Source organism: Pseudonocardia yunnanensis (assembly GCF_039534065.1).
In the GTDB taxonomy this organism is placed as follows: domain Bacteria; phylum Actinomycetota; class Actinomycetes; order Mycobacteriales; family Pseudonocardiaceae; genus Pseudonocardia; species Pseudonocardia yunnanensis.
Genome location: NZ_BAAAUS010000063.1, coordinates 90,261 through 106,301 on the forward strand (window position 1 = coordinate 90,261; position 16,041 = coordinate 106,301).

Below are 16,041 nucleotides of genomic sequence, written 5' to 3' on the forward strand. Positions count from 1 at the left end.
GGAGAGATCAGCGCACGAACGACGGGCGCTTGGGGTCGAAGGTCCACCCGTCCACGAGCTGCCGCATCGCCACGGAGTCGTTTCGGGCACCGAGTCCGTGCTCCAGGTGCAGTTCGTGCGCCCGGGCCAGGGCCGCGCGGTCGAGTGTGACGCCGAGGCCGGGTCCGGCGGGCACTTCCAGGTGCGAGTCGATGATCTTCGGCGGGTCGGTGAGCAGGTGCTCGCCGTCCTGCCAGATCCAGTGCGTGTCGAGGGCGGTGATCGTGCCGGGCGCGGCGGCGCCGACGTGGGCCAGCATCGCGAGCGAGATGTCGAAGTGGTTGTTGGAGTGCGAGCCCCACGTGAGACCCCAGCCGGCGCAGAGCTGTGCGACGCGCACGGATCCGGCCATCGTCCAGAAGTGCGGGTCGGCGAGGGGGATGTCGACAGCGTCAGCCTTAATGGCGTGGTGAAGCTCCCGCCAGCTCGTGGCGATCATGTTCGTCGCGGTCGGCAGCCCGGTCGCGCGCCGGAACTCGGCCATCGTCTCCCGGCCCGAGAACACTCCCTCGCGACCGCACGGATCCTCCGCGTACGCGAGCACGTCCCTGAGCCGGTTGCCGAGCCGGATCGCGTCGTCGAGCAGCCAGGCGCCGTTGGGGTCGAGGGTGACCCGCGCATCGGGGAAGCACTCCTTCAGGGCCGTCGCGGCGTCCGCTTCGGCGTCGCCGGTGAACACCCCGCCCTTCAGCTTGAAGTCACGGAAGCCATAGCGGTCGCGCGCTGCCTCGGCGAGGCGCACCACGGCGTCCGGATCGAGCGCGGGATCCCGGCGGATACGGGCCCAGGTGTCGCCGTCCTCTTCGCCCCCGACGTAGGGCAGGTCGGTCGTGGTGCGGTCGCCGACGTAGAAGAGGTACCCGAGCACAGGAACCCGGTCGCGGATCCGCCCGTCGCCGAGCAGTTCGGCCACGGGCACCCCGTAGTGCTGGCCGGCCAGGTCGAGCAGCGCCGATTCGAGGGCGGTGACGGCGTGCACGGTGGTGCGCACGTCGAAGGTCTGCTCGCCGCGCCCGCCCGCGTCGCGGTGGCCGTACCGCTCGGTCACCCGGCGCAGCAGCGAGCGGTACTCGCCGATCGGCTCGCCGAGCAGGTCGGTCCCGGCCTGCTCGATGGTGCGCTCGATGGCGGAGCCGCCCGGCGTCTCACCGAGGCCGGTACGGCCGGTGCTGTCGGTGAGGATCACGACGTTCCGGGTGAAGAACGGGCCGTGGGCGCCGCTGAGGTTCAGGAGCATGCTGTCGTGGCCTGCCACCGGCACGACCTCGACCGCGTCGAGCGTCGGCCTGGCGCCGGTCATGCCTGCGCCGCAATGCGCCCGACGAGCTCGGTGAGCGCGGACCTCTCCTCCGCGGTGAGGTCGGTGAGCGGCGGTCGCACGGGCCCACCGGACCGACCGACGGCGGTGAGCCCGGCCTTGATGATCGACACCGCGTAGCCCTTCCGGCGGTCGCGGATGTCGAGGTAGGGCAGCACGAAGTCGTTGAGCCTCCGGTAGACCGCGGCGCGGTCGCCCGCGCGTACGTCGGCGAAGAAGTCGAGCGCGAACCGCGGCACGAAGTTGAAGATCGCCGAGGAGTAGGTGGTGACGCCGAGCTGGAGGTAGGGCAAGGCGAACGTCTCGGCCGTCGGGAGGCCGCCGATGTAGGTGAACCTGTCGCCGAAGCGCGCATAGACCCGGGTCATCAGCTCGATGTCCCCGATGCCGTCCTTGAACCCGACGAGGTTCGGGCAGGCATCGGCGAGCTCGGCGAGGGCGTCGACGCCGATCCGGGCGTTCGCGCGGTTGTAGAAGACGACTCCGAGCGCGGTGGCGGCACAGACGGCCTTGACGTGGGCGACGATGCCGTCCTGGGGTGCCTCTGTCAGGTAGGGCGGGAAGAGCAGGATGCCGGAGGCGCCTGCGGCCTCGGCCGCCCTCGCCTGCTCGACGGCGAGCACGGTGCCGTGGCCCGCGGGCGCGAGCACCGGCACGGCGCCGCCGACCTCCGAGACGGCCGCGCGCACGACCCGGTCGACCTCGGTGGGGGAGAGGGAGAAGAACTCGCCCGTGCCTCCGGCCGCGAAGAGGCCGGCCACGTCGTACCCCGCGAGCCAGCCGAGGTGCTTGCGATACGCGGGCTCGTCGAACTCGAGATCGGTGGTGAAGTGCGTGACGGGGAACGACAGGAGCCCGGCACCGAGTGCTGCGGCCAGTGCGGAAGGGGCTGGTGCGGGCACGTGTGCCTACCTCCGGGATGTCACGGCGTCGTGGGGGCCGAGCGGCCGGAAATCAACCTCCGGCGTCGTCACTGTAGGTCGGGTGCCGAGACCCGTCTAAGTGCTTCTCGGCATCGAACGATGCGTGCGCAGCATCGGCAACGCGACGATCTCAATGGCATCATCGCGGTGATCGTGTTGCTTGTGGTGCTCCTCCCGCTCGCCAAGATCCTCATCGGTGCGTGGAGGACATGCCGCCGGGCGGCGGTCGGCGGGTCGATGAGGAGGGCAGATGAACGGTGCGAGCCTGTCGCAGGGGGTCGGGGCGACCGCACGGATCAGCCGGGTCGACGTCACGCCCGTCGCGTTCGCCGACCCGCCGCTGCTCAACGCGGTCGGGGTGCACGAGCCGTTCGCGTTGCGGGCGATCGTGCGTGTGCACACCGACGACGGGCTGGTCGGTCTCGGCGAGACCTACGCCGACGACGGCCACCTCCAACGCCTGAACGCCGTGGCGGCCGCTCTGCCTGGCGTCGACGCGTTCGAGACCAGTCGCCTGCTGTGGCTCGTGCGCGACGTGCTCGGCCGGGCGGGCTCCTCGGGCGGCGACGGTGTGGCCGCCATGATCAACGGCGCGAGCACCGTCGACCGGGTGTTCTCGCCGTTCGAGGTCGCCTGCCTCGACCTGGCGGGCAAGACGACGGGACGCCCTGTCGTCGATCTGCTGGGCGGCCGCGTGCGGGACGTGGTGCCCTACAGCGCCTACCTCTTCTTCAAGTGGGCCGAGCACCCGGGCGCCGATGCCGACGAGTGGGGCGAGGCACTCACGCCCGAGCAGCTCGTCGAGCAGGCCCGGCTCATGATCGACCGGTGGGGCTTCACCGCGATCAAGCTCAAGGGCGGCGTGCTGCCGCCGGACGAGGAGATCGAGACGATTCACGGGCTGGCCGCGGAGTTCCCGGGCGTGCCTCTGCGCCTGGATCCCAACGCCGCATGGACGGTCGAGACCGGCATCAGGGTCGCGAAGGCGCTCGACGGTTTCGTGGAGTACCTGGAGGACCCGTCGCCGGGGATCGAGGGCATGGCCCGCGTGGCGGCGGAGGCGCCGATGCCGCTCGCCACGAACATGGCGGTCGTCGCGTTCGATCAGCTGCCGACGGCGATCGCGGCGGATGCGGTACAGGTCGTGCTCAGTGACCACCACTTCTGGGGCGGGATGCGGCGCTCGCAGCTGCTCGCCGGCACCTGCGACACGTTCGGCATCGGGCTGTCGATGCACTCGAACTCCCACCTCGGTATCTCGCTCGCGGCGATGACGCACCTCGCAGCCGCCACCCCGAACCTCACCTACGCCTGCGACACCCACTGGCCGTGGAAGACGGAGGACGTGGTGCGGCCCGGTGCACTGACGTTCGCCGACGGCGCGGTCGCGGTGCCGGACGGGCCCGGGCTGGGCGTCGAGCTCGACGAGAACGCGCTGGGCACGCTGCACGAGCAGTACCTCGCGTCCGGTCTGCACTCCCGCGACGACACCGCCTACATGCGCCGGTTCCGGCCCGACTTCGAACGCAGGCTCGGCTCCTGGTAGCTCGTGCGTCCTACTCGTCGATCGTGACGTCGCCGACGGTCCACCCCGGCACCTTGTCGCTGAGCGTGAGGCCGATACCCGGCCGGTTCGGCACGACCATGCGGCCTTCGACGATCTCGATGCGCTCCTCGAACAGCGGCTCCAGCCACTCGAAGTGCTCGACCCACGGCTCGCTGGGATAGGTGGCCGCCAGATGCACGTGGAGCTCCATCGCGAAATGCGGGGCGAGCGCCAGGCCAGCCTCGTCCGCGAGAACCAGGAGCTTCATGAACTGCGTGATTCCGCCGATGCGCGGTGCGTCGGGCTGGATGGTGTCGACGGCCCCGGCGGTGATCAACTCGACGTGCTCGCGCACGCTGGTGAGCATCTCGCCGGAGGCGACGGGGGTGTCGAGCGCCGCGGCGAGCCGGGCGTGGCCGGTGACGTCGTAGGCGTCGAGAGGCTCCTCGATCCACACCAGGTCGAACTCCTCGAGCGTGCGCCCGACACGCAGTGCGGTGGCGCGGTCCCACTGCTGGTTCGCGTCCACCATGAGCGGGACCCCGGCGCCGACGTGCTCCCGTACGGCAGCGACGCGGGCGAGGTCGATCGCCGGATCGGGCTGGCCGACCTTCAGCTTGATGCCGCCGATCCCGCGGGCGAGCGAGGCACTCGCGTTCTCGAGCACACCCTCGATCGGCGTGTGGAGGAAGCCGCCCGAGGTGTTGTAGCAGCGGACGCTCTCGCGGTGCGCGCCCAGCAACTTCGCCAGCGAGAGACCAGCCCGCTTGGCCTTCACGTCGTACAGTGCGTTGTCGATCGCGGCGATCGCCTGTGTGGACGCGCCGCTGCGACCGACGGAGGCGCCCGCCCAGACGAGCTTGGTCCAGAGGCGGGCGATGTCGTTCGGGTCCTCACCGATCAGCACCGGCGCGACCTCGCGGGCATGCGCGAACTGAGCCGGCCCGCCGGCGCGCTTGGAGTAGCTGAAGCCGAGACCCGTGATGCCGTCGGTGGTGGTGACCTCGGCGAACAGCATCGCGACCTCGGTCATGGGCCGCTGGCGCCCGGTGAGGACCTTCGCGTCGCTGATCGGCGTCGGCAGCGGTAGCCGCACGCTGCGCAGGCGCAGGCTGTGGATGCGATCGGACGTACCCGGTGCGGGCGTGGACGGTTGATCGGCCCGGCGGCGATGCTGCTCGGCCGAGATGACGTCGTCGTCGATGCTCATGTCAGGCCCTTCAGAATCTGTCCGATGACTCCGCGGAGATCGAATTGTGCCTGCCGCTGAGCGCCGCCTGGTGCAACTATGTAATCGTGACGTCCCTTTACGACCATGCTGGCGGGTATGCCGCACTGCACCGGTTCGTTGACATCTTCTACAGCAGCGTGCTGGCCGATCCCGTGCTCCAGCCCTTGTTCGGCGAAGGGCGTCCCGAGCACGTCGATCACCTCACCGCGTTCGACGCCGAGTCCTTCGGCGGTCCCAAGGAGTTCAGTGCGACGATGGGCGGGTTCGCGCACCTGATCGACGTGCACCGCGGCTTGAAGATCGCCGAGCCGCAGCGTGAGCGGTTCGTCGAGCTCTACCTACGGGCGGCGGATCTCGCCGGGCTCCCCGATGACGCCCCCTTCCGGGAGGCGCTGCGCTCGCACGTCGAGTTCGGCTCCCGCGTCGCCATGCAGAACTCCCATGCCGAGACCGACGAGCAGTTGCACCCGTTGCGCGAGGTGCCCATGTGGCGTTGGCCTGACGAGGGGTAGAGCCCGTCACGCCGATCGGGACGCGCCCCATCCCCGGTAGAAGCCGTGCAGGTGGGCTTCGATGCGCCGCGCCGCGAGATCGTCGAGGCCGTGGGTGATCGCCACGGTCACCCCCTGGTGCTCGCGGCTGAGCCGCTTCGCGGTCGCAGGCCAGTTTTCGACGGCCGCGAAGCGGGACGCCATCTGATCGGCCATGGCGTCGCGCAGCCCGAGCATGAGCTGAGCGCACAAGTGGCTTCCCGACGCGCGGGCGATCACGAGATGGAACGCCGTGTCGAGATCCTGGAACCTGTTCGGCGGGATGTGGGGGTGCGCCATCTCCGTCACGAGCCGGCGCAGCTCGGCCTTGTCGTCGTCCGCGGCGCTGACGGCAGCACGCGCGGATGCTGTGCGTTCGAGCCGCGTGCGGACGGCGAGGAGTTCGTCGGCCGGGATCTGCGCGCATCGGAGCGAGAGCCTCAGCAGCCGTCCGATCCCGTCCTCAGGTCCGGACGTGCTCGCGAGCGCGCCCCCGGCGTCGACGACGCCGAACAGTTCGAGAACCGCGAGGGCGTCGCGGGCTTTGCGGCGACTCACCCGCAGGTCTGCCACGAGCTCGTCCTCGGTGGGCACCGTTGCGCCCACCCGCGGTCCGACCTGCAGGAGCTGTGTCTCGACTTCTGACACGACCTGCGACAGCGGCGCGATCCTCCGCACCTCCGCGTGCTCATTCCGCAGCATCGCGTCCCCTCCCTCGGCATGGCCGGACGCTGCCATCGAGTGGCCTGAACGCTAGCAACGCTGTGGTCTGACCACAACTGTCGTCGCACCGTTGCGGGGAGGTGAACGCGCGCTTATGGTCTAACCACATCGCGGTCAGGCCGAATAGGGAGGCACCGTGTACTCCGACGACGGAGAAGAGCCCATCCGCGTCATGCTGGCCAAGATCGGCCTCGACGGGCACGACCGCGGGGTGAAAGTGGTGGCCCGCACGCTGCGCGACGCCGGAATGGAGGTCATCTACACAGGCCTGCACCGGAGTCCGGAGCAGGTGCTCGAGGCAGCCGTGCAGGAGGACGTCGACGTCCTCGGCGTGAGCCTCCTGTCCGGCGCCCACATGCCGATCTTCACGAAGATCTTCGCGCTCCTGGCCGAGATGCCCGACCGGCCGACCTTCTCGATCGTCGCAGGCGGCGTGATGCCGGACGAGGACGAGGCGGCGCTGCGCGAGATGGGCGTGGCCGAGGTACTGGGGCAGGACACCACTCCCGACACCATTGTGACGACGATCCGGCGCCTCGCCCGCGATCGGGCCGTCGGCAGCGCCACGGGGAGGGACGCGTGATGGAGCAGTGGTCCTGGCCGCCGCGCTACGACGAGACCTACCGTCCGCCGGCGGGTCAGGAGCACTGGTTCCCCCGCCGCGAGACGATGCCGTCGCACGAGCGCGACGAGGCGATCCTGGCCCGGATCCGCGAGGTGATGGGCTACGCCTGGGACAACTCACCGTTCTACCGGCGCAAGTGGGACGAGGCGGGGATCCACCCGTCGTCGATCGCCTCGCTGGAGGACTTCGAGAAGGTCCCGGTGGTGCGCAAGGCCGAGCTGCGCGCCGACCAGGCGGCGAACGAGCCCTTCGGCAGCTACCTGTGCGTCGACCCGGCCGAGGTCAAGCACATCAACGGCACGTCGGGCACGACGGGACGGCCCACGGCGTTCGGGATCAGCGAGCGCGACTGGCGCAGCGTGGCCAACGCCCATGCCCGGGTGATGTGGGCGATGGGGATCCGGCCGGAGGACACCGTGATCGTCGGGTCGCCACTGAGCCTGTACTGGGGCTCGTGGGGTGCCTACATCGGAGCGGAGCGACTCGGCGCGCGCGTGTTCCCGTTCGGGGCGGGCCAGACGGGCCAGACCGCACGGACCGTCCAGTGGATGCGCCAGATGGGCGCGACAGTCTTCTACGGCACGCCGTCCTACGCCCTGCACCTGGCGGAGACGGCACGGCACGAGGGCGTCGACCCTGCCGGGCTCGGCCTGCGGAAGCTCTTCTTCTCCGGTGAACCCGGAGCGAGCGTGCCGTCGATCCGCTCGCGCATCGCCGTGGCATTCGACGCCGACGTCCACGACTCGGGCAGCATGGCCGAGGTCAGCCCGTGGATGCACCTCGGCTCCGGCTCGACCGAGCCGGGCGTGCTGTGCTGGCAGGACCTCGTCTACACCGAGGTGTGCGACCCGGTGTCGATGCGGCGGGTGTCCTACGGCAGCGAGGGCACGCCCGTCTACACGACCCTCGAACGCACCAGCCAGCCGATGATCCGGCTGCTGTCGGGTGACCTGACGCGCTGGGAAGCCCCGTCGCCCGACCGCGGCCGGACCTACCCGTACCTGCCCCGCGGCATCTACGGGCGCATCGACGACATGTTCATCATCCGCGGGGAGAACATCTATCCCAGCGCGATCGACGACGTGGTCATGGCCGACCCCGGTTACGGCGGGGAGCACCGGATCGTCATCAGCCGGGGGACGGCGATGGACGTGCTGGCCGTGCAGGTGGAGCACCGTCCCGGGATCGCCGCGGACGCCTGTCGGGAGTGGGCCGACCGGCTCTCCGGCCGGCTCCGGCACGTGCTCGGCGTCGGGGCGAACGTCGTCCCCGTGCAGCACAACACCCTGCCGCGCACCGACTTCAAGGCCCAGCGCGTGATCGACGATCGCGACCTGCTCGGCGAGATCCTGCGGACAGGTGACGGCGGGACCGCATGATGACCAACGGGCGCAGCCTCGTCGCCCGGATCCTGGACGGTGATCAGGCCGCCGTCGCCCGGGCCCTGACCCTCGTCGAGCGGCGCTCGGCCGGGGTGAACGAGATGCTGGCCGAACTCCACGCGGTCCCCCGCGGCGCTCACGTGCTCGGCGTCACGGGACCGCCGGGCAGCGGAAAGTCGACGCTCGTCAGCGCTCTGACCGCTGAGTACCGCAGGCGCGACCGCACCGTGGGGATCATCGCGATCGACCCGTCGAGCGTGTTCACCGGCGGCGCCATCCTCGGCGACCGGATCCGGATGTCGGAGCTGTCCGGCGACCGAGGCGTGTTCATCCGCTCGATCGCCACCCGTGGCGCCCTGGGCGGGCTCTCGCGCGCTGCCTTGGACGGGATCACCGTGCTCGCGGCAGCGGGGAAGGACGTGATCATCCTCGAGACGGTCGGCGTGGGCCAGGCCGAGGTCGACGTGATCAGTGCGGCCCAGTCGGTGGCCGTGGTCAGCGTGCCCGGGATGGGCGACGACGTGCAGGCGATCAAGGCCGGCCTGCTGGAGATCGCCGACGTGCACGTCGTCAACAAGTCCGACCGCGAGGGCGCGCACAAGGTCGTCTCGGAACTGCGCGAGATGCTGCGGCTCTCCCACCGCGAGGCCGGTCAGTGGAACGTGCCGATCGTGCAGACGGTCGCCGCGACCGGGGCGGGGGTGCCCGAGCTGGCCGACCGGTTCGACGAGCACCGGGCGTGGATGGACCGCAGCGGAGAAGGGCTGGCGCGGGAGCGGCGCAACGCTGCCACGCGTATCCGCTGGATGGCCGAGGAGCTGGTACTCGAACGGCTCCGGCCCGGCCTACCCGACTTCGACAAAGCCGTGGACGCGGTCACCGAACGGCGGTGTGACCCCGTGAGCGCAGCGCGGCGGCTGGTCGGCAGGCCCTGATCCCCAACGGCGCGACATCAGTGAGGAGCACCATGAGCGAGAGCCGATCCGACTCCACCCGCAGGCTGGCGGGCGACGAGCTGATCAAGGCCGTCACCGACGACGTGGCGGACTGGGAGGGCGACGAGCTCGCCGCGTTCGTGGCGCGCGCCCCCGAGTCCCGCGAGGAGTACCGCAGCGGGAGCGGGCTGCCGGTCAAGCGCGTCTACACCCCCGCCGACCTGCCCGAGAGCTGGGACGAGATCGGGCTGCCCGGGCGCTACCCCTACACCCGCGGGCCCTACCCGACGATGTACCGCGGCCGGAACTGGACGATGCGCCAGATCGCCGGGTTCGGGCAGGCGGAGGAGACCAACGCGCGGTTCCGGTACCTGATCGAGCAGGGGCAGACGGGGCTGTCGGTCGACTTCGACATGCCGACGCTGATGGGCCTGGACAGCGACGACCCGATGAGCCTCGGCGAGGTCGGGCGCGAGGGCGTGGCGATCGACGTGCTCCCGGACATGGAGGCGCTGTTCGACGGGATCGACCTGGAGAAGATCAGCGTCTCCATGACGATCAACCCGTCGGCCTGGATCCTGCTGGCGATGTACGTGGCCGTCGCGCAGGACCGTGGCTGCGATCTGAACAAGCTCTCCGGGACGATCCAGAACGACATCCTCAAGGAGTACATCGCGCAGAAGGAGTGGGTCTTCCCGATCCGCCCCAGCATGCGGATCGTGCGCGACACGGTCGTCTACTGCTCGGAGCACATGGCCCGGTACAACCCGGTCAACATCAGCGGCTACCACATCAGCGAGGCCGGGGCCAACGCGCTGCAGGAGATCGCCTTCACCATGGCCGTCACGCGGGCCTACGTGGAGGACGTCGTCGCCGCAGGCGTGGACGTCGACAGCTTCGCCTCGCGCCTGTCGTTCTTCTTCGTGAGCCAGGCCGACCTCTTCGAGGAGGTCGCGAAGTTCCGGGCGGTGCGCCGCTACTACGCGAAGATGATGCGCGAGCGCTTCGGTGCGCAGAACCCGCAGTCGATGCGGCTGCGGTTCCACGCGCAGACCGCCGCGGCGACGCTGACGAAGCCCCAGCCGCTCAACAACATCGTCCGTACCGCACTGCAGGCTCTATCGGCCGTGCTCGGCGGTGCCCAGTCGCTGCACACGAACGGGCTGGACGAGGCCTACACGATCCCGAGCGAGCTGGCGATGAAGGTGGCGCTGCGCACGCAGCAGATCCTCGCCGACGAGACCGGCGTGACGTCGGTGATCGACCCGCTGGGTGGCTCGTACTACGTCGAGAACCTCACCAGCGAGCTCGAGCGGGGCATCGACGACTACATGGCGCGGATCGACGAGATGGGCGGTGTCGTCGCGGCGATCGAGCAGGGCTTCTTCCAGCGCGAGATCTCCGACACCGCCTACGACTTCGCCCGCCGCAAGGCCAGCGGCGACCGGCCGGTGATCGGCGTGAACAAGTACGTCGACGCCGAGAACGACCAGAAGGTCGAGGTGCACAAGCTCGACCCGGAGTCGGAGGCCCGCCAGATCGGCCGCCTGAAGCAGGTGCGCGAGAACCGCGACCAGCAGCGGGCCGAGGCGGCGCTCGAGCGGCTCCTCACCCTCGCGCGCGACGACAGCGCGAACCTCATGCCCGCGACGATCGAGGCCGTACGCGCGCACCTGTCGATGGGTGAGATCACGGGCGCGCTGCGCGGTGTCTTCGGCTCCTACACCGAGACGCCGGTGTTCTGACCTTTCCCCAACCCCGGCCGTGCCGACGGCCGACACAGCACTCCACCGATGATGTCGGAGGTCGTCGTGTACCAGCAGGTCATCGCCCCGCTCGGAGGGAGCCTCGGGTGGTCGGCCCTCGCCGCCGCGATCCCGTTGCTCGTGCTCTTCCTGCTCCTCGGGGTCTTCCGGATCAGGGCCTGGTTGGCGTCGCTGATAGGGCTACTGGTCGCGTTCGTGATCGCGGTGCTGGTCGACGGCATGCCCGTTCCGGCCGCGGCGGACGCTGCCGCGGAAGGTGCGGCGTACGGGCTGTACCCGATCCTGTGGATCGTGATCAACGCGATCTGGATCTACCACCTGACGGTGGAGTCCGGTCACTTCGACGTGCTGCGCCGCGCCTTCGCACGGATCAGTGCGGACAAGCGCGTGCAGGGCGTCATCATCGCGTTCTCGTTCGGCGCGTTGCTCGAAGCGCTGGCCGGGTTCGGTGCGCCCGTCGCGATCTGCGCCGTGATGCTGGTGGCGATCGGGATGAAGCCGCTCAAGGCCGGTGCGGTGGCGCTGATCGCCGACACCGCGCCGGTCGCGTTCGGGGCCGTCGGGCTGCCGATCACCACGCTCGCGCAGGTCTCGGGCCTGCCGGTGGACGACCTCGCCGGGATGACCGGCCGCCAGGTGCCGATACTCGCGGTGTTCGTCCCGCTCGTCATGCTCGTGGTGCTCGACGGCAGGCGAGGCCTGCGGGAGGCCTGGCCTGCGGCGCTCGTCGCGGGGGTGACGTTCGCCGTGGCGCAGTTCCTGGTGGCGAGCTACGGGCCCGTGCAGCTCGTCGACATCGTGGCGTCGCTGGTCTCAGCGGCTTCCGTGCTGCTCCTGCTGCAGGTGTGGCAGCCGGCAGGCATCCCGGACGACGGGTCGGACGGCGGACGCATGCCGGCGGGCGCCAGGCTCGTACCGGAGGGACCGGGCGCGGCGTCGCGGCCCGCGGGACCCGCGGTCACCGGCGGCGACAGCGGCGGGCAGGTTTTTCTCGCCTTCGTGCCGTACCTGATCGTCATCGTGCTGTTCGCGCTCTCAGTGGTCCCCGTGCTGACCGCGGTGCTCTCCGCACCGACCGTGACGTTCGGGTGGCCGGGACTGGACGTCCGCACGCCCACCGGGGCGCCGGTCTCGTTGACGATGTTCAAGTTCGACTGGCTGATCGCCTCCGGCACGGTGTTGCTCATAGCCGGGCTTCTCACAGGGGCGGCCCTGCGGATCTCACCGCTGCGTCTCGTGCGGGCGTACGGCCACACGCTGTACCAGCTGCGCGGCGCCGGGGTGACCGTGATGGCCGTCCTCGGGCTGGCCTACGTCATGAACCTCTCCGGCCAGACGGCGACGCTTGGCCTGTTCCTGGCCGGAGCGGGTAGCCTCTACGCGCTCTTCGCACCGCTGCTCGGCTGGTTCGGCACAGCCGTCACCGGCTCGGACACCTCGTCGAACTCGCTCTTCGGTGCCCTGCAGGTCAGCGTCGGACACAGCACCGGAATCTCGCCGATCCTCCTGGCCGCGGGCAACACCTCCGGTGGTGTGCTCGGCAAGATGATCAGCCCGCAGAGCCTCGCGATCGGCGCGGCCGCGGTCGGGCTCGCCGGGCGCGAGGGCGAGCTCTTGCGCCGGGTGCTGGTTCCCACAGCGATCTTCGTGGTGGCGATGTGCCTGCTGGTCTATCTCCAGTCGACGCACGTCCTGTCGTGGATGGTTGTGCGATGAAGGGAGAGCGGAGCATGTCTGCGCCGGACACGCACTCGGTCGTGGTGATGAGCGAGGGTGCGGTGGGGGAGGTCGAGGAGGCGAACGCCACGGTCGGCGCGGCGTTGTGCAGCGGCACGGTGCCCGAACGGTACGTCCTGCTGTTGCGCGATGTGCAGAGCGACCTGCTGGCTCTCGCGGCCGACCTGTCCGCCCTCGGATCGGACGGCTCCGATCGCGCCATCGACGCTGCGGCCGTGCAGCGGGTGCTCGCTGCCGTCGACGAGCACCGCAGCGAACCCGTGCCGGCCGATTTCGCCGTGCTGGGGGGCAGCACCAGCGCCGTCGGGCTCCTCCGGCTCGCGCGGATGACGGTGCGCCGGGCCGCCCGCAGCGTCCGTCGGCTCGTGCACGGCGGCGCGGTGCCGGACGTTAGCTGTGCCGGCGCCTATCTCGACGCTCTCGCCGAGCTGTTGCTCGTCGTGGCCTTCGAGAGCGAGCTGCTCGAACGGCAGCAGCTCCCGGTGGGGTGGTGCGGCGACGGATCCGGCCTCATGGACCTCACCCGGATCGTGCCGCGGCGCGAGAGTCATGCCTGGTTGTCCGGGCGTGGTTAGACCACACTGAGGTCCTGATGTACGCTGCCGAAGTCGTCGACGGTGCCAGGAATGCCGGATCGCGCCACTGCCGTCGGATCGCGGGCTGCGGAGTCCTGTCCCGTCACAGCTCCGCAACGGGTCCCGTGCCCCAGAAGGCGAGCCCACCGTGCTCATCCAGCCCAGTAGCCGCTCCGAGCCTGCGGTGGAGCGATCGTCGTGACCGCCGAGACGGGGTGGGAGCGGGTGCGGCGGCTGCGTAACCACGAGCAGGTGCTCGCGCAGATCCAGGACAAGATCCTGGACGGTGAGCTGCGCATCGGGGCGAAGCTTCCCAGCGAGCGCGAGCTCGTCGAGATCCTCGGTGTGAGCCGCACCAGCGTCCGTGAAGCGTTGCGGGCGCTCGAGGCCATGGGTGTGATCGATGCGCAGGCGGGTTCCGGACGCGACTCGGGGTCGGTCGTCTCCGGCCGTTCGTCCGAGGCTCTCGGCAACCTTCTGCGACTGCACGTCGCGCTGGCCGAGATCAGCCTCGGCGAGCTCATCGAGATCCGCGTGCAGCTGGAAGGGCCGGCTGCCGCAGGCGCCGCCCAGCACAGCACGGCCGACGACATCGCGCGGCTCCGCGAGCTCAACGAGGGCATGCGGGCGCGCAGCCTCCCGTCCGACCAGTTCAACGAGCTGGACGCCGAGTTCCACGTGAGCATCGCCAAGACCTCCGGCAACGCCCTCGCCGCCACCCTGATGCAGGCGCTGCGCGCCGCGGTGAAGTCGGAGATGGCCGCGGCGTTCACCCTGCTCGACGACTGGCGGGCCGTGGCCGACCAACTCGTGGACGAACACGAGGGGATCATCGCGGCGATCGAGGCGCGCGACCGCGTCCGCGCCTCCCGGCTCGTCGAGGAACACATCAGGCGCTTCTACGAGGAGCACGTCGCGCGGGGCGATCGGTCCGCCGCTCCGGGAACGGGAGCCGGTTGAGCCCGTCGGCGCGCTCCGACACGTCCGGCGGATCCGATGGATTCGTTGACGAGGGCGACGACCCCGGGCACGTCCGGGTCCGCCGCCACGGCCGGGTCGGCCGACTGACCCTCGATCGCCCGGAGGCGATCAACGCGCTGTCCCTGCGCATGATGGTCACCCTCGACACGGTGTTGCGACGCTGGGAAACCGACCCGCAGATCGACGTCGTGGTGCTCGACGGCACCGGCCGCCGCGGATTCTGCGCGGGTGGGGACCTTCGGGTCATCTACGAGGACGCACAGAACCGCCGCGGTGTGTCCGAACGGCTGTGGCGTACCGAGTACCTGCTCGACGCCCTCATCGCCGACTACCGCAAACCGGTCGTGACCGTCCTCGACGGGATCACCATGGGCGGTGGGATCGGAATCGGCTGCCACATCATCCGGCACCGGATCGTCACCGAGCGGTCCGTGCTCGCGCTGCCCGAGGTCGCGCTCGGCCTCGCCCCGGACGTCGGGGGGCTGCTCCTGCTAGCGCGTGCCCCGGGGAAGCTCGGCGCTCACCTCGCGCTGACGGCAGCCCGGATGGGCGGGGTGGATGCCGTGCACGCCGGGTTCGCCGACGCCGTCGTGCCGTCGGAACGACTGGGGCAACTCCTACCCCTGCTGCAACGGATGGATCCGGCGGATGCGATCGCAACGCTCGCAGTTGCACCGTCGGCGCTCGGTGAGGGCGAGCTCGAGGCGCACCGCGGCTGGATCGACACGTGCTACGACGCCGATGAGGTGCCCGCCGTGGTCGAGCGGCTCGCCGCCCACCCCGAGCCGGCCGCGCGAGCCGCGGCCGAGGCGATCACGCGGATGTCACCGCTCGCGCTGTGCGTCACCTGGTGCGGGCTCGACGAAGCCCACAAGGCCGACGCGCTCGGACCGACCCTCGTCCAGGATCTCCGGGTCAGCTACCGCTTCCTCGACGGTCCCGACCTCGTCGAGGGGATTCGCGCCGCGGTGATCGACAAGAGCCGATCCCCGGTCTGGTCGCCACAGCGGCTGAGCGATGTGACACGAGCGATGGTCGACAGGCACTTCGCGCCGCTCGGCGCAGCGGATCTCGATCTGAGCCCGGTGCTGGGCCGGAGCGCCGGGAAGCCCTGATCCTCGACGACGTACGAGGTCAGCGCTTCCCGGACGCTCGGACGACACCACCGTTGCGTGCCTCGGAGGCCTCCGCCCGATCCCAGATCAGCACAGCGGTGTGGGGCCTGCCGTCGATCAGGATGGGCGTGATCGTGGTCAGCTCCAGCCTCCGGCCGTCGAGCGTCACCTTGCGGCGAAGGGATTCCCCGACCCAGTTGGGCAGGAGGCTCACGTCGATCTCGTGCACGACGACCGAGTTGTCGACGACGCGATACGAGCCCGAGTAGGCCAGGTAGCCGCCCGCGGCCTCGGCACGCTCCGCGGGCGTCCCCTCACCGGGGCCTGCAACCTGGTAGGGAGGCCGCCCGGGTCGCATGATCTGTACCGACACGTGACCGTCCGGGGTGTACATGACGTACCCCGAGGCGTCGTCGCCCAGGGGATGGACCGTGGGCGCATCGTTGTCGCCGCGTGCTTCGTAGGACACCAGTTCCCACGCACCGACGAGCTGTTCCTGCAGCGGCCGTGCGGATGCGACGTCGTTCTCCGGCATCGGGTGCTCCATTTCGTGCGGCGGTTTCCCTCCACCCTATGCCGCACCGAAACTTCGCAAGAATCCCGAAACGGGATGCG

The 16,041-nt window shown here is 70.3% G+C and carries 15 protein-coding genes; 10 read left to right on the forward strand and 5 right to left on the reverse strand.

What is annotated here, in order from left to right; translation table 11 throughout:
* Positions 1–7 precede the first annotated feature (7 nt).
* Together ABD743_RS41015 and kdgD are read right to left on the reverse strand one after the other, a co-directional pair.
* Entirely contained in the window at positions 8–1,339 is a 1,332-nt protein-coding gene (locus ABD743_RS41015) for an enolase C-terminal domain-like protein (RefSeq protein ID WP_344729597.1), read from the reverse strand.
* Positions 1,336–2,259 (reverse strand): 5-dehydro-4-deoxyglucarate dehydratase, encoded by a 924-nt coding sequence (gene kdgD / locus ABD743_RS41020; protein ID WP_344729599.1) that lies wholly within the window; start codon positions 2,257–2,259, stop codon positions 1,336–1,338. The genes ABD743_RS41015 and kdgD overlap by 4 nt, the downstream gene beginning before the upstream one ends.
* 271 nt (positions 2,260–2,530) lie before the next feature.
* Here kdgD and ABD743_RS41025 point away from each other — a divergent pair, with 271 nt between their 5' ends.
* Entirely contained in the window at positions 2,531–3,826 is a 1,296-nt protein-coding gene (locus ABD743_RS41025) for a glucarate dehydratase family protein (RefSeq protein ID WP_344729601.1), read from the forward strand.
* A gap of 10 nt (positions 3,827–3,836) precedes the next feature.
* Here the strand turns inward: ABD743_RS41025 and ABD743_RS41030 are convergent, their stop codons facing one another.
* Positions 3,837–5,036, reverse strand: a complete 1,200-nt coding sequence (locus tag ABD743_RS41030) for an L-talarate/galactarate dehydratase (RefSeq protein WP_344729603.1) — start codon at positions 5,034–5,036, stop codon at positions 3,837–3,839.
* Positions 5,037–5,122: 86 nt separating this feature from the next.
* Here ABD743_RS41030 and ABD743_RS41035 point away from each other — a divergent pair, with 86 nt between their 5' ends.
* Positions 5,123–5,569 carry a group II truncated hemoglobin gene (locus ABD743_RS41035; RefSeq protein WP_344729605.1) on the forward strand — a complete coding sequence of 149 codons (447 nt, stop codon included), beginning with the start codon at positions 5,123–5,125 and terminating at the stop codon, positions 5,567–5,569.
* 6 nt (positions 5,570–5,575) lie between these two features.
* Here the strand turns inward: ABD743_RS41035 and ABD743_RS41040 are convergent, their stop codons facing one another.
* Positions 5,576–6,289, reverse strand: coding sequence for a FadR/GntR family transcriptional regulator (locus tag ABD743_RS41040; RefSeq protein WP_344729607.1), 714 nt, complete (start codon positions 6,287–6,289; stop codon positions 5,576–5,578).
* A gap of 157 nt (positions 6,290–6,446) precedes the next feature.
* Here ABD743_RS41040 and ABD743_RS41045 point away from each other — a divergent pair, with 157 nt between their 5' ends.
* The 8 genes from ABD743_RS41045 to ABD743_RS41080 all read left to right on the forward strand — a co-directional run bounded on the left by ABD743_RS41045 (position 6,447) and on the right by ABD743_RS41080 (position 15,426).
* Positions 6,447–6,893, forward strand: coding sequence for a cobalamin B12-binding domain-containing protein (locus tag ABD743_RS41045; RefSeq protein WP_344729609.1), 447 nt, complete (start codon positions 6,447–6,449; stop codon positions 6,891–6,893).
* Positions 6,893–8,314 carry a phenylacetate--CoA ligase family protein gene (locus ABD743_RS41050; RefSeq protein ID WP_344729776.1) on the forward strand — a complete coding sequence of 474 codons (1,422 nt, stop codon included), beginning with the start codon at positions 6,893–6,895 and terminating at the stop codon, positions 8,312–8,314. The genes ABD743_RS41045 and ABD743_RS41050 overlap by 1 nt, the downstream gene beginning before the upstream one ends.
* On the forward strand, positions 8,311–9,252 hold the full coding sequence (gene meaB, locus ABD743_RS41055; protein WP_344729611.1) for a methylmalonyl Co-A mutase-associated GTPase MeaB: 942 nt from the start codon (positions 8,311–8,313) through the stop codon (positions 9,250–9,252). Before ABD743_RS41050 ends, meaB begins: the two co-directional genes overlap by 4 nt.
* Positions 9,253–9,284: 32 nt before the next feature.
* On the forward strand, positions 9,285–10,997 hold the full coding sequence (locus tag ABD743_RS41060; RefSeq protein WP_344729613.1) for a methylmalonyl-CoA mutase family protein: 1,713 nt from the start codon (positions 9,285–9,287) through the stop codon (positions 10,995–10,997).
* A 48-nt stretch (positions 10,998–11,045) separates the two neighbouring features.
* The gene (locus ABD743_RS41065; protein WP_344729615.1) at positions 11,046–12,734 is read left to right on the forward strand and encodes an L-lactate permease; all 1,689 of its coding nucleotides are present in this window, start codon (positions 11,046–11,048) and stop codon (positions 12,732–12,734) included.
* Positions 12,735–12,748: 14 nt separating this feature from the next.
* A complete protein-coding gene (locus ABD743_RS41070) occupies positions 12,749–13,330 on the forward strand; it encodes a hypothetical protein (RefSeq protein ID WP_344729617.1) in 582 nt (193 codons plus the stop codon).
* Between the two features lie 198 nt (positions 13,331–13,528).
* The gene (locus tag ABD743_RS41075) at positions 13,529–14,290 is read left to right on the forward strand and encodes a FadR/GntR family transcriptional regulator (RefSeq protein ID WP_344729619.1); all 762 of its coding nucleotides are present in this window, start codon (positions 13,529–13,531) and stop codon (positions 14,288–14,290) included.
* Positions 14,287–15,426 (forward strand): enoyl-CoA hydratase/isomerase family protein, encoded by a 1,140-nt coding sequence (locus tag ABD743_RS41080; RefSeq protein WP_344729620.1) that lies wholly within the window; start codon positions 14,287–14,289, stop codon positions 15,424–15,426. The genes ABD743_RS41075 and ABD743_RS41080 overlap by 4 nt, the downstream gene beginning before the upstream one ends.
* Before the next feature lie 19 nt (positions 15,427–15,445).
* Here ABD743_RS41080 and ABD743_RS41085 read toward each other — a convergent pair whose 3' ends face one another.
* Entirely contained in the window at positions 15,446–15,961 is a 516-nt protein-coding gene (locus tag ABD743_RS41085; RefSeq protein ID WP_344729622.1) for a lipocalin-like domain-containing protein, read from the reverse strand.
* Positions 15,962–16,041: the final 80 nt, after the last annotated feature.